This window comes from Streptomyces sp. NBC_00271 (assembly GCF_036178845.1).
GTDB lineage: Bacteria > Actinomycetota > Actinomycetes > Streptomycetales > Streptomycetaceae > Streptomyces.
Genome location: NZ_CP108070.1, coordinates 8,791,146 through 8,813,037, shown reverse-complemented (window position 1 = coordinate 8,813,037; position 21,892 = coordinate 8,791,146). Strand labels below are relative to the sequence as shown.

At 73.4% G+C, this 21,892-nt stretch carries 10 protein-coding genes; 8 read left to right on the top strand and 2 right to left on the bottom strand.

Translation table 11 applies throughout. The features are described 5' to 3' along the window. The first annotated feature begins 266 nt into the window (after positions 1-266). The 6 genes from OG798_RS39745 to OG798_RS39720 are packed head-to-tail and all read left to right on the top strand — an operon-like array spanning position 267 to position 16,226. Entirely contained in the window at positions 267-7,379 is a 7,113-nt protein-coding gene (locus OG798_RS39745) for an SDR family NAD(P)-dependent oxidoreductase (protein ID WP_328758574.1), read from the top strand. A 44-nt stretch (positions 7,380-7,423) separates the two neighbouring features. Further along, complete coding sequence (locus OG798_RS39740) at positions 7,424-11,941, top strand: beta-ketoacyl synthase N-terminal-like domain-containing protein (protein ID WP_443054217.1); 4,518 nt, start codon at positions 7,424-7,426, stop codon at positions 11,939-11,941. Continuing rightward, entirely contained in the window at positions 11,931-12,278 is a 348-nt protein-coding gene (locus OG798_RS39735; RefSeq protein WP_075031110.1) for an acyl carrier protein, read from the top strand. Before OG798_RS39740 ends, OG798_RS39735 begins: the two co-directional genes overlap by 11 nt. A gap of 1 nt (position 12,279) precedes the next feature. Then, positions 12,280-13,086 (top strand): alpha/beta fold hydrolase, encoded by an 807-nt coding sequence (locus tag OG798_RS39730; protein WP_120985773.1) that lies wholly within the window; start codon positions 12,280-12,282, stop codon positions 13,084-13,086. Beyond that, complete coding sequence (locus OG798_RS39725) at positions 13,087-14,283, top strand: glycosyltransferase (protein ID WP_328758571.1); 1,197 nt, start codon at positions 13,087-13,089, stop codon at positions 14,281-14,283. It abuts the gene before it with no gap. An 11-nt stretch (positions 14,284-14,294) separates the two neighbouring features. After that, complete coding sequence (locus OG798_RS39720) at positions 14,295-16,226, top strand: ABC transporter ATP-binding protein (RefSeq protein WP_443054216.1); 1,932 nt, start codon at positions 14,295-14,297, stop codon at positions 16,224-16,226. Here the strand turns inward: OG798_RS39720 and OG798_RS39715 are convergent. Continuing rightward, positions 16,183-17,946 carry a hypothetical protein gene (locus OG798_RS39715; RefSeq protein ID WP_328758569.1) on the bottom strand — a complete coding sequence of 588 codons (1,764 nt, stop codon included), beginning with the start codon at positions 17,944-17,946 and terminating at the stop codon, positions 16,183-16,185. The two genes, OG798_RS39720 and OG798_RS39715, sit on opposite strands and share 44 nt — an antisense overlap. A 323-nt stretch (positions 17,947-18,269) precedes the next feature. Here OG798_RS39715 and OG798_RS39710 point away from each other — a divergent pair, with 323 nt between their 5' ends. Beyond that, positions 18,270-19,037, top strand: coding sequence for a polysaccharide deacetylase family protein (locus tag OG798_RS39710; protein WP_095857693.1), 768 nt, complete (start codon positions 18,270-18,272; stop codon positions 19,035-19,037). A 10-nt stretch (positions 19,038-19,047) separates the two neighbouring features. On the opposite strand, the gene OG798_RS39705 is transcribed toward OG798_RS39710, so the two are convergent. Next, complete coding sequence (locus tag OG798_RS39705) at positions 19,048-20,262, bottom strand: cytochrome P450 family protein (RefSeq protein WP_328758568.1); 1,215 nt, start codon at positions 20,260-20,262, stop codon at positions 19,048-19,050. Positions 20,263-20,514: 252 nt separating this feature from the next. On the opposite strand from OG798_RS39705, the gene OG798_RS39700 reads away from it, so the two are divergent. Beyond that, a complete protein-coding gene (locus OG798_RS39700) occupies positions 20,515-21,750 on the top strand; it encodes a HEAT repeat domain-containing protein (RefSeq protein ID WP_121414663.1) in 1,236 nt (411 codons plus the stop codon). The last annotated feature ends 142 nt before the right edge of the window (positions 21,751-21,892 follow it).

Below are 21,892 nucleotides of genomic sequence, written 5' to 3'. Positions count from 1 at the left end.
GGGCTCGCGAAGCCGACCGACCAGCGGTCACTGTCCCCTTCAACTCCCCGTAACAAGGCCTCTGTTGCCAGCACGCACCGGGCTCGGCGACGGCTGTGTCGACCGTGTTACGTCCGGTAATGACAGCCTCCTTGAGAGTTTGACTTTCACGGGGATGCGCAATAAGCATGAGCGTGCTTCACATCGGCTGTCGGCTTGTCGTGAAGCGCAAGCGCTCTCCGCTCTCCCCCACCAATCCTCACCCTCGTGCGATTTGGAGCGTTCGCGTGTCTGTGTCGAAGTTCGATACTTCCGGCCTGTTTGCCGTCGAGGACATCGTCATCGCCCTGAACCCGTTCGCCGTCCCCTCGGCACGGGTCACGGCGGCCGCCGTACGGGCGGGCGGTCTCGGGGTGCTCGACCTCACCGCGGGTGGGCGCCGAGCGGCGGCGGAACTCGCGCTGGCCGAGGAATGGTCGGCCGCCGGTTTCGGCGTACGGCTCCGCGACAACGATGCCTTTCCCGCGCGGGACCTCCCCGCCAGTGTCCACACCGTCCTGCTGACCGCCGACGCCTCCTGCACGCCCGCGGACTTCCCCAGCCACCGCGTACTCGTCGAGGTGACCGGCCGCGCCCAGGCGTTACGGGCCGCCGCGGCCGGGGCACAGGGGCTGATCGCCCGGGGCCACGAGGCGGGCGGTCCCGTGGGCGAACTGAGCACCTTCGTACTGCTCCAACAGCTCCTCGGCGACGACGAGTTGGACCTTCCGGTCTGGGCCTGCGGCGGCGCGGGCCCGCACACCGCGGCGGCCGTCGTCGCGGGCGGCGGCGCCGGTGTCGTCCTGGACACCCAACTCGCCCTGCTCGCCGAGGCCGAGGCCGAACTGCCCGCCGGGATCTCCGCGCTGCTCGCCGGGCTCGACGGCTCCGAGACCACCGTGGAGGACGGCCGCCGAGTCGTACGGCGCCGGGGTGCCCAGGAGGGCACACCCGCCCCCGAGATCGGTCAGGACGGCTTCCTCGCCGCCCGTTTCCAGGAGCGCTGGGGCACCGTCCACGCGGCGGTGCGGGGCGTACGGGACGCCGTCCTCGACGCGTTGAAGAGCGCGGGCCCCGCTCTCGACTCGGCGAGGAGCGCGGGTGCCTCGCTCGGCCCCGACGGCTCGGGCAGCCGCCCCTTCGGAAGCGAACTGCCCGTCGCCCAGGGGCCGATGACCCGGGTGAGCGACCAGGCCGCGTTCGCCGCCGAGGTGAGCGGCCAAGGCGGGCTTCCCTTCATCGCGCTCGCGCTGTCCGGCGCCGAGCAGACCCGCGCCGTGCTGGAACAGACCAGGGACGCGCTCGGCGACGCACCCTGGGGCGTCGGCGTCCTCGGCTTCGCCGCCGAGGAGATCAAGGCCGCCCAGCTGGAGGTCGTCCGGGAGATCCGCCCGTCCCACGCGATCATCGCGGGCGGGCGTCCCGCGCAGGCCGCCGCGCTGGAGGAGGTGGGCATCTCCACCTTCCTGCACGTGCCGTCGCCGGGGCTGCTGAAGCAGTTCCTGGAAGCGGGCGCGCGCAAGTTCGTCTTCGAGGGCGCCGAGTGCGGCGGCCATGTCGGGCCGCGGGCCAGCTTCCCGCTGTGGGAGGCGCAGCTCGGCGTGCTCGACGACTTCCTGGCGAGCGCGAAGAACGGCACCGCCACCGAACTCCGACTGTTCTTCGCGGGCGGAGTGCACGACGAACGCTCCGCCGCCATGGTCACCGCACTGGCCGCGCCGCTGAGCGCGCGGGGCGCCGCCGTGGGCGTGCTGATGGGCACGGCGTACCTGTTCACCGAGGAGGCCGTGAGCGCGGGCGCGGTACTGCCCCTGTTCCAGCGGCAGGTGATCGACGCCGAGCGCACCGACCTCCTGGAGACCGCGCCCGGACACGCCACCCGCTGTGTCCACAGCGCGTTCACCGACGAGTTCGCCGCGGTCAAGGAGGACCTGGCCGCCCGCGGGACACCCGGCCGCGAGGCCTGGGAACAGCTGGAGCGGCTCAACGTGGGGCGGCTGCGGCTGGCCAGCAAGGGCATCGAGCGGGTCGACGGCGGGCTGAGCGCGGTCGGCGAGGACAGACAGCTGGCCGAGGGCATGTTCATGGCCGGCGAGGTCGCCGTGCTGCGCTCCGCCGTCACCACCGTCGCCGAGCTGCACGCCTCGGTCACCAGCGGCGCGGCCGGCTTCCTGGCGGCGCGGCGGGAGGCCCTCGGCATCGGGGAAGGCGCCCCCGAACCCTCCCCCGAACCGCTGGACATCGCGATCGTCGGCATGGCCTGCATGTTCCCCGGCGCCCCGGACCTCGCCACCTTCTGGGCGAACGTGCTGGCGGGCGAGGACGCCGTCACCGAGGTGCCCGCGACCCGCTGGGACGCCGAGCTCTACCACGACCCGCGGGGCGCCGGGGAGAAGACCCCGTCGCGCTGGGGCGGCTTCCTGCCCGAGATCCCCTTCGAGCCGCTGCGGTACGGCATTCCGCCCGCCTCGCTGCCGGCCATCGAGCCGGTGCAGCTGCTCGCCCTGGAGGCGGCTCGGCGCGCCCTGGAGGACTCCGGCTACGGCAGCCGGTCCTTCGATCGGGCCCGCGCGTCGGTCGTGTTCGGCGCGGAGGCGGGCAGCGACCTCTCCAACGCGATGACCCTGCGCTCCGTCCTGCCCGCCTACCTGGGCAGCCTGCCGCCCGCGCTGGACGAACGGCTGCCCAAGCTCACCGAGGACTCCTTCCCCGGCATCCTCGCCAACGTCATCGCGGGCCGGATCGCCAACCGCCTCGACCTCGGCGGCGCCAACTACACCGTGGACGCCGCCTGCGCCTCCTCCCTCACCGCCGTCGACGTGGCATGCAAGGAGTTGGTGAGCGGGACGAGCGACCTGGTGCTGTGCGGCGGCGCCGACCTGCACAACGGCATCAACGACTACCTGCTCTTCGCCTCCGCGCACGCCCTCTCGCCCTCCGGCCGCTCCGCGCCCTTCGACAGCGCGGCCGACGGCATCGCGCTCGGCGAGGGCGTCGGCTGTGTCGTCCTCAAGCGGCTCGCGGACGCCGAGCGGGACGGCGACCGGGTGTACGCGGTGATCAAGGGCGTCGGCAGCGCCAGCGACGGCCGGGCGCTCGGCCTGACCGCGCCCCGGCCCGAGGGCCAGTACAACGCGCTGACCCGGGCCTACCGCAACGCGGGCATCTCGCCCGCCGAGGTCGGGCTCGTCGAGGCGCACGGCACCGGCACCGTCGTCGGCGACCGCACCGAACTCGGCTCCCTCACGCAGGTGTTCGAGGAGGCCGGGGCTCCGCCCGGCGCGTGCGCGCTCGGCTCGGTCAAGTCGCAGATCGGGCACACCAAGTGCGCGGCCGGACTCGCCGGACTGATCAAGACCTCACTCGCCCTGCACACCGGTGTGAAGCCGCCGACCCTGCACCTCACCGAGCCGAACCCGGCCTGGGACGCGCAGAGCAGCCCGTTCTTCTTCCACACCGAGGCCCGCCCCTGGTCCGCCGCCCCGGCCGAACGGGTCGCCGGGGTCAGCGCCTTCGGCTTCGGCGGCACCAACTTCCACGTCGTCCTGCGGGCCTACGAGGACGGGCCGCCGCCGGTCACCTCGACCCAGCACTGGCCCGCCGAGCTCTTCACGTTCCGCGGCGCGGACCGGGCGGCGGCGGTACGGGCCGCCTCCGAACTGCTCGCCCTCGTGGAGGCGGATCCCGGACCGTACGAGCCGTGGCGGCTGCGGGACTTCGCGCTCGCCGCGTCCCGGCGCGCGGAGGCCGCCACCACCCGGGGCACCCGGAGCACCGCAGACACGGCAGGCACCGCAAGCACCCGTGGCGCCCGGACCTGGATCGCCCTCGTCGCCGGGTCGACCGAGGAGCTGACGGCGCTGCTGCGCCGCGCGGTCGCCGGTGAACACGCCCCGAAGGAAGGCCTGTTCGCTGCCGACGAGGACGAGACGGGTGACGTGGCGCTGCTCTTCCCCGGGCAGGGCAGCCAGCGCCCCGGGATGTTCGCCGAACTCTTCGTCGCCTTCCCCGAACTCCAGCGCCTTCTGCGGCTCGACGAGACGACGACCCGAGTCCTCTTCCCGCCGGCCGCCTTCGGCGAGACGGGCCGCAAGGAGCAGCAGGAGCGCATCACCGACACCACCGTCGCGCAGCCCGCGCTCGGCCTGACCGGGCTCGCCGCGTTCCAGCTCCTGACCAGGGCGGGAGTGCGCCCGGCGATGGCCGCGGGCCACAGCTACGGAGAGCTGGCCGCGCTGGCCGCGGCGGGCGCCCTCACCCCCGACGCGCTGCTGCGCACCAGCCGCGAACGCGCCGTCGCCATCCTGCGCGCCACCGGCGAGGGCGACCCCGGCACCATGGCCGCCGTCGCCGCGGGCGAACCGGAGGTCGCGGCGGCCCTCACCGCCGCGGGCCTGGCCGGCTCGGTGGTGACGGCGAACCGCAACTCGCCCCGTCAGACGGTCATTTCGGGTCCCACCGAGGACATCCTCACCGCCGTGGAACGACTGCGCGCCCAGGGGCTCGGCGCCAAGCGCATCCCGGTCGCCTGCGCGTTCCACAGCCCGCTGGTCGCGGCGGCAGGCGAGACCTTCGCCGAGGTGATCGCCGAAGTCCCGTTCGCGCCCACCGACTTCCCGGTCTGGTCGAACCGTACGGCCACCCGCTACCCGCGGGGCCCCGAGGAGATCCGGGCCGAACTCGCCGCGCAGATCGGCTCCCCGGTCCGGTTCGCCGACCAGATCGAGGCGATGTACGAGGCCGGGGCCCGGGTCTTCGTCGAGGCCGGACCCGGCTCGGTGCTGACCCGGCTGGTGGGTGCGGTCCTCGGCGACCGGCCGCACCGCACGGCCGCCCTGGAGGACGGACGACGTGCCGGTCTCGCCGGGTTCCTCGCCGCGCTCGCCCAACTGGCCGTCGCCGGTGCGGACATCAGGACCGCGTGGCTGTTCCAGGGCCGGGACGCAGTCCCCGCCGACGCCCGCGCCCCGCGTCCCAGGCGCGCCTCGTGGACGGTCGACGGCCATCTGATCCGTACGGCGGACGGCGCGATCCCCGCCGCCGCACTCCACCCCGCCGAGCGCGTCCCGGAGGCCCTCGTGACCCACAGCAGCCCGGTCGGACCGGTGGCGGCGGCCACCGGATCCGAGGCCCTGATCAGCGAGTTCCTGCGCACGAGCCGGGAGATGATCGCGGCGCAGCGGGATGTGATGCTGGGGTACCTGGGAGCGGATCCGGGGATACGTCCCGCGGCCCCCGCCCCGATCACCTACACCGACGCTCCGGTCACGGTGACCGCGCTGCCCGCCGCCGAGCCGGTTGCGGTGGCCCTACCGGCAGGTGGCTCGGTGCTGTCGGTCGTGCTCGAGGTGATCGGCGAGCGCACCGGCTACCCCGTCGACATGATCGAACCCGACCTCGACCTCGAAGCCGACCTCAGCGTCGACTCCATCAAGAGAGCCGAGATAGCCGGCGAACTCGCCACCCGACTCGGCCTCACCGCCACCGGCGACACCGACATCGAAGAGCTGACCAAGGCCCGTACCGCCGCGAACATCGCCGCGCTGGTCGAGCGGGTGACCGGCTCGGGAGCCACCCCGGCGCCCGTTTCCGCCCCCGCCGCGGGGGCCGCCCCGACCACCGAATCCGTCCTCGCCGTCGTCCTCGACGTGATCGGCGAACGTACCGGCTACCCCGTCGACATGATCGAACCCGACCTCGACCTCGAAGCCGACCTCAGCGTCGACTCCATCAAGAGAGCCGAGATAGCCGGCGAACTCGCCACCCGACTCGGCCTCACCGCCACCGGCGACACCGACATCGAGGAACTGACCAAGGCCCGTACCGCCGCGAGCATCGCCGCGCTGGTGGCGGGCGCCCGGGGTGAGGCGGCCGAACCCGCGGGCCCGGAAGCCGGGCCGGCCACCCCCGAACCCGTCGTCGTGGCGCCCGATCGTCTCGTGATGCGGGAGTTCGACCTCGCCCCCGCCGATCCGGCGCCCTCCAGTGACCTGCTGATCGGCCGTAGTTTCCTGCTGCTCGGTTCCGGACCGGTCGCCGAGGCGCTCACCGCCCGCCTGACCGTGCACGGCGCCCATGCGGTGACCACCGAAGAACCCCCGGCCGAGGGGGAGTTCGACGGGATCGTGCACCTCGTCGCGGCGGACGCCCCGCCCGTCCTGCCGGACGTCTTCCCCGCCTACCAGCGGGTGCTGGCGGGCGACCCGCGGTGGGTGCTGGCCGCGGGCGCCTCGCCCGGGCTGCGCGGCTTCTTCCGCTCCCTCGCGCGGGAGTACCCCGACACGGTCGCCCGGGTCGTCGAGCACGCGCCCGGCACCGCCCCCGAGGACATCGCCGCGGAACTGGTCGCCGAGCTCACCGCGCCCGACCACGAGCCGGTCGTCCTGCGCTCCCCCGGCACGAGGCGCGGACTGCGCATGACCGAGGAGGGGCTCGGTCTGCTCGGCAGCACGGGCGCGGGGCCGGCCGGGGACGGTGCGGCCGAGGCCGCCGCGCTCGGCCTGGACGCCGACTCGGTCGTCCTGCTGGTGGGCGGCGCCCGGGGGATCACCGCCCGGTTCGCCGCGACCCTGGCCGCCGCGAGCCGCTGCCGAATCGAACTGTTCGGCCGCACCGTCCTGCCCGAGGGCGCGGAGGACCCCGCGCTCGCCGCCGCGGACACCGCCGGTGAACTGCGCAGCGCGCTCATCGCGGGCGGGCTGCGCGTCCCCGCCGAGATCGAGCGGGCGATCGGCCGGATCCAGGCCGAACGCGAGGTGCGCGCCACCCTGCGCACTCTCGCCGCGCTCGGCTCCGAGGTCCGCTACCGCACCGTGGACGCGCTGGACGGCGACGCCGTGCGCCGGGCGGTGAAGGAGATCCACGCCGAGCACGGGGGAATCGACGGCGTCGTGTACGCGGCGGGCGTGATCGAGGACAAGCTGATCGCCGAGAAGAGCGCGCGGTCCTACGACCGGGTGTTCCGTACGAAGGTCGACGGGGCACATGAACTGCTCGCCGCGCTGGGCGAGTTGCCGGACGGGGAAGGCCCCCGGTTCGCCGTGCTGTTCGGCAGCATCGCCGCGACCCTCGGCAACCGCGGCCAGTCCGACTACGCCGCCGCCAACGACGCCCTGGAGACCCTCGGCGCCCGCTGGGCGGACTCCGGTACCGGCCGCCGCGGACTGACCGTCCACTGGGGTCCATGGGCGCCGACCGGCGACGGCAACCACGGCATGGTGACCCCCGAGCTGATGCGGCACTACGCGGGCCGGGGCATCCAGCTCATCGACCCCGACGAGGGCACCATGAGCCTGCTGCGCGAGCTGGCCTGGGGGCCCGAGGGCGACACCGCCGTCGTCTACACGGCGTCGGGCTGGTGACCGAGGTGACCGGCACCCGCGCCGAACCCATCGCCATCGTCGGCATGTCGGTGCTCTTGCCGGGCGCCCCCGACCTCGCCACGTACTGGCACAACCTGGTCTCCGGTGTCGACGCCATCACCGAGGTGCCGCCCGGCCGCTGGGACGCCGAGGAGTACTACGCGCCCGGCGCCGAGGCCCGCGCCGACCGGGTCTACTGCCGGCGCGGCGGTTTCGTGGACGAGCTGGCCGAGGTGGACGTCACCGAGTTCGGGATCATGCCGGCCGCGGTCCAGGCCACCGAGCCCGACCAGCTGATCGCGCTGCGGGTGGCCGCGGCGGCCCTCGCCGACGCGGGCGGCCAGGGCCGGCTGCCCGCCGACCGGCACCGGGTCGGTGTGGTGCTCGGCCGGGGCGGCTATCTCACCCCCGGCCTGGTCCGGCTCGACCAGCGGGTGCGGACCGCGAGCCAGCTCGTGCGCACCCTGGACGAGCTGCTGCCGGACCTCGGCACCGACCAACTGGAGGCGGTGCGCAAGGCGTTCACCGACCGGCTCGGGCCCGCGGCACCGGAGTCCTCGATCGGTCTCGTACCCAACCTCGCCGCGTCCCGGCTGGCGGGCCGACTCGACCTGCGCGGGCCCGCCTACACCGTGGACGCCGCCTGCGCCTCCTCGCTCATCGCCGTCGACCACGCCGTGCGCGAACTCGGCAGCGGGCGCTGTGACGTGATGCTGGCGGGCGGGGTGCACCACTGTCACGACATCACCTTCTGGAGCGTGTTCAGCCAGCTCGGCGCGCTCTCCCCGAGCGAGCGCATCCGGCCGTTCGACCGGGGCGCGGACGGCGTGCTGATCGGTGAGGGCACCGGCGTCGTCGTCCTCAAGCGGCTCGCCGACGCCGAGCGGGACGGCGACCGGATCTACGCCGCGATCACCGGCACCGGCGTCGCCTCCGACGGACGTACGACCAGTCTGATGGCGCCCGACTCCGGCGGCCAGGTCCGCGCGGTCCGCCAGGCCTGGGAGGCCGCCGGGCTCGACCCCTCCGCCCCCGGCTCGATCGGCCTCCTCGAGGCACACGGCACCGCCACCCCGGCGGGCGACGGCACCGAACTCACCACACTCGCCGAGGTGTTCGGACCACCGCCGACGGACGTCTCGGGCGGCGCGGCGGACGTGCCGGACGCCGTCATCGGCTCGGTGAAGTCGATGATCGGCCACACCATGCCCGCGGCGGGCGTGGCCGGGCTGATCAAGGCCGCACTCGCCGTCCACCACCAGGTGCTCCCGCCGACCCTGCACTGCGACGACCCGCATCCGGCGCTCGCCCGCACCCGGTTCACCCCCATCGGTGCCGCCCTGCCCTGGCGGACAGACGCGCGGCAGCCGGTGCGCCGGGCCGCCGTCAACGCCTTCGGGTTCGGCGGCATCAACGCGCACGTCGTGCTCGAAGAGGTCGCGGTCACACGGCGGCCGGCCGAGGTGTACGAGCCGGAGCCGGTGCTGCGGCTGACCGCGCCGACACCCGAGGCGATGGCCGCACTCCTCGACCGCTCCGACTCCGCGATCATCACCGCCGGTCTCGACGAACGCGCCCCCACCGCCGATCCGGTGCGGCTCGCCGTCGTCGGGCCGACGGCCAAGCGGCTGGCGCTGGCCCGCAAGGCGGTCGCCAAGGGAAAGGGGTGGCGCGGTCGGGGCGACGTGTGGTTCGTGCCGCGTCCCCTGCTGGGCCCCGGCGGCGGCAGGCTCGCGTTCGTCTTCCCCGGCCTCGAGGCCGAGTTCGCGCCCAACTCCCAGGACATCGCACGGCACTTCGGGCTGCCCTGGTCGCGCGCCGTCACCGACGCCACCGTGGGAGACGTGGGCCGGCAGGGCACCGGCGTCTTCGAGCTCGGCCGGCTCCTCGACACCGCGCTGCGCCGCCTCGGCGTCGTCCCGGACGCGCTCGCCGGGCACAGCCTCGGCGAGTGGACCGCGATGGCCGCCGCCGGAATCCACCCTCCCGAGGAGGTGGACGCCTTCCTCGCCGACTTCGACCCCGACGCGCTGAGCGTCCCCGGGCTGGCCTTCGCCGCGATCGGCGCCCCCGCCGAGGTGGTACTGACCGAGCTGGACGGCCGCGGGGACGTGGTCCTCTCCCACGACAACGCGCCCAACCAGTCGATGATCTGCGGCCCCGAGCCCGCCGTCGCCGCACTGGTCGAGGTGTTCAGGTCCCGGGCGGTGATCTCGCAGATCCTGCCGTTCCGCTCCGGCTTCCACACCCCGATGCTGGAGCCCTACCTCGACCCGATCAGGAAGGCCGCCGAGGCCTACACGCTGCGCCCGGCCGCGCTCCCCCTGTGGTCCGCGACGACCGTCGCCCCCTACCCGGACGAACCGGCCGCGATCCGCGAGCTGTTCATCCGCCATCTGCTGGAGCCGGTCCGCTTCCGGCCCCTGGTGGAGACGATGTACGCGGCGGGCTTCCGGGCGTTCGTCCAGCTCGGCGCGGGACAGCTCGGCTCGCTCATCGACGACACCCTGCACGGCCGCGACCACCTCGTGGTCCCCGCGCACTCCCCGCACCGCCCGGGCCTGCCCCAACTCCACCGCGTGGCGAGCGCGTTGTGGGCGGACGGGGCCGCGCCGGACCTCGTCCCGCTGCTGGGCGGCGTCTCGACCTCGACCGTCGCACCGGCCCGTACCGTACGCCGTCCGAGCCGTCCCGTACGGCTGGACCTCGGCGGCGCGAACGTATCGCTGGACCCGGAGACCCGCGACCGGCTGAGCGCCGCGCTCGCCCGGCCGCCGCACACCGTGCCCCATGATGCGGGTGCCCTGGCGGAACAGGGTCCGCTGGGCGCGGAGTTGTCGGCACTGCTGCGGGACGCGACGGCGCTCGCCTCGGACGTGGTGACGGCGGGGCGACGCGTCAACGGCGCCCCGCCCCGCCCCCGTACGGGCGGCACGCCCCCGAAAAACGGCACCGACCTTCGTACGGCCGAACCCGCCACCCCCGAACCCCGGCCTCAGCCCCAGCCCCAGCCCCTCGAAGCAACCCTCCACGTCTCCGTCGACACCATGCCGTACCTCCTGGACCACTGCTTCTTCCGGCAGCCCGCCCAGGCCGATCCCGCCGACCGCTGGCCCGTGGTCCCGGGCACCACCGTGATCGCCCACCTCATGGAGTTCGCCGAGCGGGCCGCGCCCGGCCGGCGCGCGGTGGCCGTCCACGACGTACGGCTGCACCAGTGGATCACCGCCACTCCGGCCGTCGACATCCCCGTACGGATCGTCCCCGAGGGCCCGGACAGAGTCACCGCCTCACTCGGCCCGTACGCCCGCGCCGTGGTCGAACTCGCCCAGGATCGGCCCCGGTTCACGCCTCCGGAACCCTGGACCTTTCCCGCCGCGCGGGAGGGGAAGCCCGAGCTGACCGCGGCGGAGCTGTACTCGCGCCGCTGGATGTTCCACGGCCCGCGCTTCCAGGGCCTGAGCGAACTGACCGCGGTCGGCGACCGGCACGTACGCGGGGTACTCGTCACCCCGCCCGCGCCGGGCGCCCTGCTGGACAACGTGGGACAGCTCCTCGGCTACTGGATCATGGCCCGGCAGCCGGTGCGGACGACGGTGTTCCCGGTCGGCATGAGGGAGATCCGTTTCCACGGGCCGCACCCCGCTCCCGGCGAGCGCCTGGAGTGCCTGATCCGGATCACCTCCGTCACCGACGCCACCCTCGAAGCGGACATGCAGCTGGTCCATCGGGGCAGGGTGTGGGCGGAGTTCAGCGGCTGGCAGGACCGCCGGTTCGACAGCAATCCGCGCATCCGCGAGGTGGACCGGGAGCCCGAGCGGTACACGCTGTCCCGGATGCAGCCCGGCGGCTGGGCGCTGGTCCACGAGGAGTGGCCCGATCTGGCCACCCGCGAGCTGATCATGCGCAACATCCTGGCGGGCGAGGAACGCGAACGGTACGCGGCGCACGCCCCGCGCGGCCGGCGGCAGTGGCTGCTCGGCCGGATCGCCACCAAGGACGCCGTACGGAACGTGCTGTGGGACGCCGGGGCGGGCCCCGTCTACCCGGCCGAGGTCAGGGTCGGCAACGATCCGGCCGGCCGCCCCTTCGTGACCGGCGGCTACGGCAGGACCCTGCCCGAGCTGCACGTCTCCATCGCCCACCGCGGCGAGACGGCCGTGGCGATGGCCAGAAGGGAGGGTCCCTGCGGCATCGACATCGAGGAAGTCACCGACCGCCCCGAGGGCACCCTCGCCGTGGCCCTCACCACCGCCGAACGCGAGCTGCTCACGTCGCTCGTCCACCGGCCGGGGGGAGCCCCCGAACGGCTCTGGTTCACCCGTTTCTGGGCCGCCAAGGAGGCCGTCGCGAAGGCGCGCGGCACCGGACTGGGCGGCGAGCCGAAGCGGTTCGAGATCACCTCGGTCGACGACGACCGGCTGACCGTCCGCACCGCGGGCGAGGACTACCGCGTGCGGCACTGTGCGCTGACCACCCCCCGGCCGTCCGCGGGGCCCGACAAGGAGTACGTCGTGGCCTGGACGGCAGTCAACGATCAGGAGAACGAAGATGACCACTGAACTCGACCGTCCCGTGGGCCAGTCGGACAGCGGACAGGCCTCGGCGCCCGACGCGGCGACCGCGCTCGCCGACATCTCGGCCATCCTGCGCACCGTGCTGGAGGAGTACGGGCTCGACGACTCCGAGATCACCCTCGACACGTCCTTCCACGACGACCTGGAGCTGGAGAGCATCGACCTGGTCACCCTCTCCGCCCAGCTGCGCGAGTTCTACGGCGAGCGCGTCAACTTCGCCGCGTTCATAGCCGACCGCGGCCTTGAGGAGATCATCGCGCTCACCGTCGGCGATCTCGTCGGCTACGTCGTGGACTCACTGGCCGTCGCGGAGGTGGGCTGACATGGCGACGATGCGGGTGAACGGCATCGACGTACACGTCCAGCGGCTGGGCCACGAGAGCGGCTCCCCGCGCCCCGTCGTGGTCCTCATCCACGGTCTGCTCATCGACAGCCTCGCCAGCTACTACTTCAGCCTCGCGCCGCGGCTCGCCGAGGAGGGCCTGGACGTCGTCATGTACGACCTGCGCGGGCACGGCAAGACCTCCCGGCCGCCGACCGGCTACCGGATGGAGGACTTCGTCGACGACCTCGACGGACTGCTGGACGCGCTGGCGATCGACCGCCCGGTGCACCTCGTCGGCAACTCCTTCGGCGGCGCCGTCGCGTACGCCATGGCCGCCGCCCGCCCCGAGCGGGTCGCCAGCGTGATCGCCATCGAGGCGGAACCGCCGGCCCGGGCATGGGCGCGGAACATGTACGAGGGCCTGGTCGGCGAACAGGGCGGACTGGTGGTCCAGCAGGTTACCCAGTGGCTGCGGGAGAACCCGGGCGAGCGCAACGCCCGGCCGTTCCGGGCGGCGGGCCGGGTGCTCGACGAGACCGCGCTCGCCCAGGAGATCCCGCTCAGCGCCCTCCTCGACGAGGACCTGTCCGCGATCCGCTGCCCGGTCTTCGCCATCTTCGGCGGCGCGTCCAAGCTGTCGGCGCAGACCGGGATGCTGGAGGCCTCGCTCCCGCACTGCCGTACGGTCGTCCTGCCCGACCTCGGCCACTCGGTGCTGGTGGAGGCCACCCAACAGACGTACGCCCTCGTACGCGACTGGCTGCTGCTCGGCCAGGAGGCGCACGCGCTGCGGGAGGCCCGCTAGATGGGCCGGTACCTGTTCGTGGTGCCGCCGCTGGTCGGGCACGTCAACCCGGCCGTGGGCACCGCGGCGGCACTCGCCGGGCGCGGGCACGAGGTCGCGTGGGCGGGCCACCCGGAACTCGTCCGCGCTCTCGTCGGATCCGACGCCGTCGTCTTCCCCTGCGCCCTCCCCGAGGACGGACTCTCCCGGCCCGCCGACCTGAAGGGGCCGGCCGCGTTCCAGTTCCTCTGGGAGAGCTTCCTCGTCCCGCTGGCGGACGCGATGGCGCCCGGGGTACGCGCGGCGATCGAGGCGTACGACCCCGATGTCGTCGTCTGCGACCAGCAGGCGGTGGCGGGTGCGCTGGTCGCCGAGTCCCTCGGGCGCGTCTGGGTGACCTCGGCCACCACCTCCGCCGAACTCGTGGACCCGCTGTCCGGTATGCCCAAGGTCGCGGCGTGGCTGGACGGGCTGCTGGCCGACTTGCGGAACCGGATCTGCGGCGGGGCCGGCTCGGCGGACCCCCGCTTCTCCCCGCACGGCGTCCTGGCGTACACCACCCGCGCGCTGCTCGGCCCGGCCGAACTGCCCGACCGGGTCTGGCTGGTGGGCCCGTCCGTCACCGCCCGCCCCGCGAGCGGCGACGACTTCCCCTGGGACTGGCTGGACGCGTCGCCTCTGCCCACCGTCCTGGTCAGCCTCGGCACGGCCAACAACGACGCCGGGGCCCGTTTCCTGAACGCGGCCGCGCAGGCGCTCGGCGGACTGGCGGGCCGAGTGCGGGCGGTGCTCGTCGACCCCGGCGGACTCGTCGAGGGCCCGGTCGCCGACAACGTCCTCCTGCGCCCCCACGTTCCCCAACTCGCCCTCCTCCCACGGCTCGACGCGGTCGTCTGCCACGCCGGGCACAACACCGTGTGCGAGGCGCTGTGGCACGGTGTCCCGCTCGTCGTGGCGCCGATCCGCGACGACCAGCCGATCGTCGCCGGGCAGGTCGTGGACGCGGGTGCCGGGGTACGGCTGCGGTTCGGTCGCGCCGACGCGGCCAGGATCCGCGCGGCGGTCGAGACGGTCCTCGACCCGGCCGGGGGCCACCGGAAGGCGGCCGAGGCCGTCGGGGAGTCCTTTCGCGCCGCGGGCGGCAGCGCCTCCGCCGCGGCCCGCCTCGCAGCACTGCCGGCCGGGTCGGCCGTGACGCGCGCACGAGGCGGCGCGTGAACGACAACGGCATGAACGACAACGACACGACCGAGCACCGGCCGCCGAGCGCGGACACGCCCTCCGTCGAGCGGGCGCACACGCCCACCCCAAAACGGCGACCCGGCACCCCGACCGACGCCGCACCAGAACCCGAACCAGCCGCTCCGCCCCCGCCCACCGGCTCACTCGTCGCCCTCCTCGGCTACGCCCGGCCCCACTGGCGTGTGCTGCTGCTCTCCCTCGTGCTCACTCTGCTGGCCAGCGTGTCGGGGCTGGTGCAGCCGAAGTTCGCGCAGGCGATCCTGGACCGGCTGGACGACGGCGGCAGCGTGGTCGCTCCGGTCGCGCTGCTCGCCGTGTTCCTGGTCGCGGGCGCCCTGCTCACCGGTCTCAACGCCTGGCTCCAGCAACGGACTTCGGAGCGGGTGGTGCGGGAGGTGCGGCGCGCTCTGGTGCACCGTCTGATCCGGCTGCGGGTCGCCGAGCTGGACCGGCGGCCCCCCGGCGACCTGATCGCCCGCGTCACCTCCGACAGCACCCTGCTCAAGAGCGCCGCCACCGAGGGCCTGATCATGACGGTCAACGGCGTCCTGACCTTCGCCGGGGCGCTGTTCATGATGGCGACGCTCGACGCGCGTCTGCTCGGCGTCACGCTGCTCGTGCTGACGATGGTCGGTGTCGTGATCACCGTCATCCTGCCCCGGATCAAGGCGGCCGTGGCCCGCTCACAGGCGTCCGTCGGAGCGGTCGGCGCCGTCCTCGACCGCACCCTCGGCGCGGCCCGCACGGTCAAGGCCAACGGCGCCGAGGGCCGCGAGACGCGCACCGCCGAGGACGCGGTCGAGGAGGCGTACGCCGCCGGGCTGGTCGGCGCCCGCTACAGCGCCCTCGTCACCATGGTCGGCGGCGCCGCCATCCAGACCGCGTTCCTGGTGGTGCTCGGCGTGGGCGGCACCTTCGTCGCCCACCACTCGATGTCGGTCTCCGAACTGATCGCCTTCCTCCTGTACGTCTTCTTCCTGGCGAGCCCGGTGTCCCAGCTGGTCGGCGGCGCGGCCCAACTCCAGCAGGGACTGGGCGCGGTGGGCAGGATCCAGGAGGCGGGCGCGCTGCCGGTCGAGGACGACATCGACGCGACCGAACCCGCGCACACCCCCGCCCACGCCGCGCCACCGGCCGTCGAACTGACCGGGGTCGAGTTCACCTACCCCGGCCGCGCCCCGGCCCTGCGCGGCGTGAGCTTCACCGTCCCCGGCGGCACCCGCACCGCGCTGGTCGGTCTGTCGGGCGCGGGCAAGACCACCCTCTTCTCGCTCCTCCAGCGCTTCTACGAGCCGACCGCGGGCACGATCAGGATCGGCGACCAGGACATCGCGGCCCTGCCCCGCGCCGAGGTCCGGCGCCGGATCGCGTACGTCGAGCAGGACTCCCCCGTGATGGCGGGCACCCTCCGCGAGAACCTCCTGTACGCGGCGCCCTCGGCCACCCGGGAGCAGTTGGCCGAGGCCCTGGCCGTCACCCGCCTCGACGGTCTCCTCGCCCGCCTTCCCCAGGGCCTGGACACGCCCGTGGGCCCGCGCGGCGTCACCCTGTCCGGCGGCGAGCGCCAACGCCTCGCGATCGCCCGCGCCCTGCTGCGCCGCCCCCAGGTGCTTCTCCTCGACGAGGCGACGGCCCAGCTCGACGCCCGCAACGAACAGGCCCTCGGTGAACTCGTCGCCCGCACCGCGGGCCGCTGCACGGTCCTGCTGATCGCCCACCGGCTGTCCACGGTCACCGACGCCGACCAGATCGTGGTCCTGGAACACGGCGACGTCCGCGCCGTGGGCACCCACCACTCCCTGGTCGACGACGACGACCTCTACCGCGAACTGGCCGCCACCCAACTCCTGGCCGCCGAACCGGCGGAGCACCGGGTCAGCGCAGCGTCAACCGGTACGTCAGCGGCGAACGCCCCGTGATCAGTACCCGCACCCCGTCCGGGGTCAGGGAGCCGCTCAGCCACGCGTAGCGCTCCCCCGGGTCCACCACCGCCGGCTGCCGGCCGCCCTTGCCGTTGCCGGGGCCGAAGGTGATGTGGTCGGTGCCGACGGTGTAGGTGGCCTCGCCGGAGACGAGTTGGAAGGTGTTCGGGGAGCCGGGGACGGGTTCGAGGCCGTCCCCGGTCAGGGTGCCGCCGGGGCGGAAACAGAGCTCGAGGGCGAGCGGGCTCGCGCAGCCCTCACCGGAGAGGTCGAAGGAGATGTCCCAGGCTCCGCCGCCGACCTCACGGACCAGGACTTCGGTGCGGAGTGTGCGGTACTCCTTCGGGCGGTGCGGGAAGTCCATCGCGGACCAGAAGCGGCTGTCGTCGCTGAGGGCGTAGGCGCCGTCGGGGCGGCGGTGCTCGGGCGGCAGCGGGTGGTGGAAGGCGCCGCGCACCTCGGCGTGCAGCCGCCAGCCGTCGTCCGTGCGTTCCAGTCCCTCCGACCGGAAGTGGCCGAGCGCGAAGAACCGCGGGGCCAGCCGGAGCGAGTCGAGGATCGCGGCGCCCTTGCGCATCTTGAAGAAGGTCGGGTTGGTGGACAGGCCTGACGAGATGGCGTGCAGTTCCGGGAAGTCGGTACCGCCGAAGACGCTCGCCGTGTGCGTGCCGCGGCGGACCCGGACGAGGCGGCAGCTGTCGTCGTGGTGCTCGAAGTCGTCGGGCAGGGAGGTCACTTCGGGCAGCGGGGCGGCGAGTTCCGGCTGGTCCAGGACCTGGGCGAGACGCTCGCCGATCGGGGTCTCGCCGAAGATCTGGTCGGTGCCGCGCTCCTGGAGCAGCGCGGCCACCGCCGCGAACCGTCCGTCGCCGTCGCGCAGCGCCATCTCCCGGTACTGGAGCCAGAGCTCGGGCAGATGCTGGACCCTCGTCTGGTCCTGGCGGCGTGAATGGACCGTCTCCACCTCGCCGTTGGGCTCGATGACATACAGGTTGGCGGCCAGGTTGTCGCGTACGTTCGTGTAGAGGTCCGTACGTCCGTAGTGGCGGGCCAGCACGAGCAGCGCCGGATTGGTCACCACAGCCGAGTAGATGGGGCTGCGTTCGCTGTACTCGCCGCCGGGCAGCTGGTCGATGCCCTCGGCGAGCCAGCTCTCGATGCGTTCGGGGTAGGCGGGGTCGGGCCAGCGGGCGTGGAGGCGGGCGAGGGCCGCGCAGACCAGCCAGCGGTGGTTGGCGGTGTGGACGCCACCGGTGGCGAGGGAGGGGCCCGCCAGGCGCAGGATCCGCTCGATCGTCGCCCGCAGCCCGGTGGTCGCCTCGTGGGCGTCCTCCTCCAGCAGGTGGTGGATCAGGTTGAGGTCGACGATCGAGAAGGCGGTGTCCGCCGGGTTGCCGTCCGCCCCGTGCTCCCACAGCCCGTTGTCGTACTGCTCCTCGGCGAGCGCGTCGGCGAGTTCGGCGGCGGGGCCCAGGAGCGCGGCGGAGTGGTGGTACACCGAGCCCTCGTGCACGTACACCGAGACGAGGGTGCGCAGCGCACGGGTGGCCGCGCGGGCCTCGCCGCCGTCACGGAGTTCGACGAGATCGGCGGCGTACCCGTCGAGGACGGCCTTGGCGCTGGTCTCGGCGGTCGCGGTGAGCAACTCGACGAACGCGGTGTCGAGGGGGACACCGGTGTCGGCGAGCGCGGCGAGGAAGGTCTTGCGGGCTGTCACTGGGGCTCCTGGTCTCGTACGTCGATCGCGGTGAGCGCCATTGCCGGTGGCCCTCCCTTTCAGAAAGCGCTTGCACCAGGAGCGATGCTAGGTAATGCGCGGATGTCACTACAAGACCCGTACACCGATGAAGGTGCCGACGGGCGAGGGGGGCCACGGCGGCGGGGATGTCCGCATGTCGGGCGATCTGTTCGGGGAGGGGGCAGGCGGGGCCGATCCGCTCGAGCGGGCGGCGGACGCGGATCCGAGCGCCACAGGGACCCCTATGAATGTGGTGTATACACCAGGTGTACAGTCTCCGCATGCCTTCGCCGACCATGAAGATGAAAAGACCGGGGACTTGGTTGCGTTCGACGGCCGCCTTTCTGGCGGCCGTTTCGCTTGCCCTGCCGCTGACGGGGTGCACGACCCTCCACACCACCGCGCCGGCCGCCGCACGCACGCAGGCCGCCGCCGGCGCCCCGGCGAGGTTCGGGACCGTGGACTGCCGCCAGGCCAAGTGCATCGCGCTCACCTTCGACGCCGGGCCGAGCGAGCACTCGGCCAAGCTCCTCGACATCCTCAAGGAGAAGCAGGTCCCGGCGACCTTCTTCCTGCTCGGCAAGCGGCACATCGAGAAGTACCCCGAGCTCGTCAAGCGGATGGCCGCCGAGGGACACGAGGTCGCCAGCCACACCTGGGACCACAAGATCCTGACGGAGATCAAGCCCGCGGAGATACGCGAGGAGCTGGAGAAGCCCGACGACGCGATAGAGAAGCTCACCGGGAAGCGGCCGACGCTCATGCGCCCGCCGCAGGGGCGGACCGACGACACCGTGCACAAGATCAGCCGCGAACTCGGCCTCTCGGAGGTCCTGTGGAGCGTGACCGCCAAGGACTACGAGACGTTCGACCCCAAGGTCATACAGCAGCGCGTCCTGAAGCAGTCGAGCCGGGACGGGATCATCCTGCTGCACGACCTCTACCCGGGCACCGTGCCCGCGGTGCCCGGGATCATCGACGCGCTCAAGGAGCGGGGGTACGTGTTCGTGACCGTGCCGCAGCTGCTGGCGCCGGGGAAGGCGAAGCCCGGTACCGTCTACCGCCCCTGACGGCCGCGCGTCAGCCCAGCCGCACCGGCAGCACCCGGTAGCCGTGGCCGATGAAGGACTCGGCGAGGCGGGCCGGACCGTGGGTGTCGTCGAGGCTCAGGTCGGGGAAGCGGGCGAAGAGCGCGGGGAGCGCGAGGGACGCCTCCAGGCGGGCCAGCGGGGCGCCGATGCAGTAGTGGACGCCGTGTCCGAAGGCGAGGTGCTCCTTGTCCGCACGGCCGAGGTCGAAGCGGCCCGCGCTCTCGCCGTGCCGCAGGGGGTCGCGGCCGACCGCCGCGTACGTCGCCAGGATCGCGTCGCCCCGCGCGATCAGCGTGCCGTCGGGGAGCTTGATGTCCTCGACGGCGTACCGCAGCGGGAGGTTGGCGATGGAGGGGGCCCAGCGGAGGGTCTCCTCGATCACCTCGCTCCAGGGGATCTCGCCGCTGCGCACCCGGAGCAGTTGCTCGGGGTGGGTCAGCAGGGCGTGGACCGCGTTGCCGATCAGGTTGACCGTGGTCTCGTGGCCCGCGCCGATGACGAGGAGGAGGGTGTCGATCAGTTCGCTCTCGGCGAGCTGCGAACCCTCCTCGTCCCGGGCCGTGATCAGGGCGGTCGTCAGGTCGTCGCCCGGCCGCTCACGCTTGGCGGCGACCAGTCCGGCGAGCAGTTCGTGGATCTCCCGGTAGGTGGCCATGGCCTGTTCGGGGGTGATGGTGGTGTCCATGTTGGCCTCGATGAGGCGCGCGGTGTCGGCGCGCCGGTCCTCGGGCAGGCCGAACAGCTCGCAGATCACCTGCATCGGGAGCGGGTGCGCGTAGGCGGACCTGAGGTCGACCCGCCCGTCGGGGGCCTCGGCCATCCGGTCGAGCAGCGTGGCGGCGAGTTCCTCGATGCGGGGCCTGAGCGCGTCCGTACGGCGTTTGGTGAACGCGGGCGAGACGAGTTTGCGCAGCCTGCGGTGGTCGGCACCGTACGCGGTGAACATGTTGGTCACGCCGACCCAGAGGGTGATCCAGCTCTCGCGGTACTCGCCGTTGATCCAGGCGGGCCAGTGCTGGTTGGGGTCCTTGGAGACCCGGTCGTCGGCCAGGAGCCGCTTGAGGATCTCGTACTGGGTGGGCGCCCAGGCCCGTATCCCGCCCGGCAGTTCGATGAGGGCCGCGGCGCCGCGCTCGCGCAGCAGATCCGCCTCGCCGTGGAGGTCGGCGCCCGCGGGGTCGATGACGTGGGGCTGGTCCGGCACGTGGACTCCTGTTCTCTGGACCTTCTCCGGACCTTCTCTGGACCGGTTGGTCACGGGGGTGGAGTGCAAACGGGGAGTACTCCCCGGATAGCCTGGTGGGTGACGGGCGATGTGTCAACAGCGCGAGGGCTGGCGGGAGTTGCGTGCGGCCGGGGCGAAATCGACGGGCGGGTAGCTGGGCGGCGCGGTTAGCATCGCGTGCCGTCGGCCTCGTGCCGTGGGGCGGGGCTTTGGTGAGGGAAGCGGGGGCGTATGGGCGGGGAGTCGCTGACGGCGGCAGTGCGGAGTGGGGACGTGAAGGCGGTGACGGCGCTGCTGGATGCCGGCGGCGATCCCGACGCCGTCGACGACCGGGGCACGCCCGCGCTCTGCCTGGCGGTGGACGGCTTCGATCTGGCCACGGTCGAGGTCCTGATGCGCTCCGCCCGGCTGGACCGGGTCGTGGACGGCCAGACCCCGCTGCTGCGGGCGGTCGACCGTGGCGCCTCCGACATCGTGACCGCGCTCATCAACCACGGGGCGCAGCTGTGGCACAAGGACCGTGAAGGACGTGACGCCCTGGCGCTGGCCCGCTCCTGGCACGAGACGGGTGCCGTGGCCGAGCTGCGTCGCAGGAGCGGTTCGGCGGGAACGGTGCGGCGCGAGACGGTTCGTGACGAGAACGGGGTGAGCGTCGAGGAGCTGACGCTGGCCGGTCTGACGGTCCGTACCGGACACAGCGCGATCCTGACGGCGCTGGAGCCCCGGTACGGGATCAGGACCTCGTTCACCGAGCTGCTGTCGAGGGCGCTGGCCGAACCGGACGTCGACCACGAGATCTGGTGGGTGACGACGAATGTCCTCCAGGAGCGCCGCGATCGCGCCACGTGGGACATGGCCGCAGCCCTGCGGGACCGGCCGGACCCGCGGGAGCGGTACTTCGGTGCGGAAGTGCTCCGGCTGTTCAACCTCTTCGACTACAGCGACGAGGCACCGTTCGACGCCCCGCTGGTCGATCTCTTCCTGCCGTGGGCCGCGCGCGAACCGGATCCGCGCGTGCTGCGGCCCCTGACCGCGGGACTGTCCGGCGCCCTGGATCCCCGTGCCGAGCGACCCCTGCACGACCTCGCCCGGCATGCCGACAGCGGGGTCCGGGGGTGGGCGGTCTTCGGTCTGCAGTACGGAGTCGACGCCGGGCGTCGTGACGCCCTGGCCACGGTCCTCGCGTGCACCCGGGACGAGGCGGCCGAGGTCCGCCGGGGGGCCTGCGCCGCACTGGTCTCCGCGCCCGCGGATTCCGAGGTCACGGACGCCCTCGCGGCATGCCTCACCGACGAGACGGAGGACGTACGGGTCACCGCGGCCGTGCAGTTGGCCCTGCACGACGATCCGCGCGGGGACCAGATCCTGGCCTCTCTCGACGCCAGTGACGATGAGGGGCCGTACTTCGGACAGCTCTACGACGTGGGGCGGCACCGCCGGAAAACGGACGCGGCCGCGCCGCGCTGACCCGCGGGGTCGTGGGTGGGTCGGGGCCGTGCCGGTACGTCGAGCCCGTCGCCGCCGGATCAGACGTGGGCCGGGCAAGGGAGCCGCTGCTCGATCCGAACGTAAGCGACGGGCTTGCGACGTACCGGCACGGCCCCTTCCG

What these genes read in the sequence shown, in the direction of transcription:
- OG798_RS39710 (WP_095857693.1), top strand. Translation starts at nt 18,270, where the DNA reads ATGAAAAGACCGGGGACTTGGTTGCGTTCGACGGCCGCCTTTCTGGCG.
- OG798_RS39740 (WP_443054217.1), top strand. Translation starts at nt 7,424, where the DNA reads ATGTCGGTGCTCTTGCCGGGCGCCCCCGACCTCGCCACGTACTGGCAC.
- OG798_RS39735 (WP_075031110.1), top strand. Translation starts at nt 11,931, where the DNA reads ATGACCACTGAACTCGACCGTCCCGTGGGCCAGTCGGACAGCGGACAG.
- OG798_RS39700 (WP_121414663.1), top strand. Translation starts at nt 20,515, where the DNA reads ATGGGCGGGGAGTCGCTGACGGCGGCAGTGCGGAGTGGGGACGTGAAG.
- OG798_RS39730 (WP_120985773.1), top strand. Translation starts at nt 12,280, where the DNA reads ATGGCGACGATGCGGGTGAACGGCATCGACGTACACGTCCAGCGGCTG.
- OG798_RS39725 (WP_328758571.1), top strand. Translation starts at nt 13,087, where the DNA reads ATGGGCCGGTACCTGTTCGTGGTGCCGCCGCTGGTCGGGCACGTCAAC.
- OG798_RS39720 (WP_443054216.1), top strand. Translation starts at nt 14,295, where the DNA reads ATGAACGACAACGACACGACCGAGCACCGGCCGCCGAGCGCGGACACG.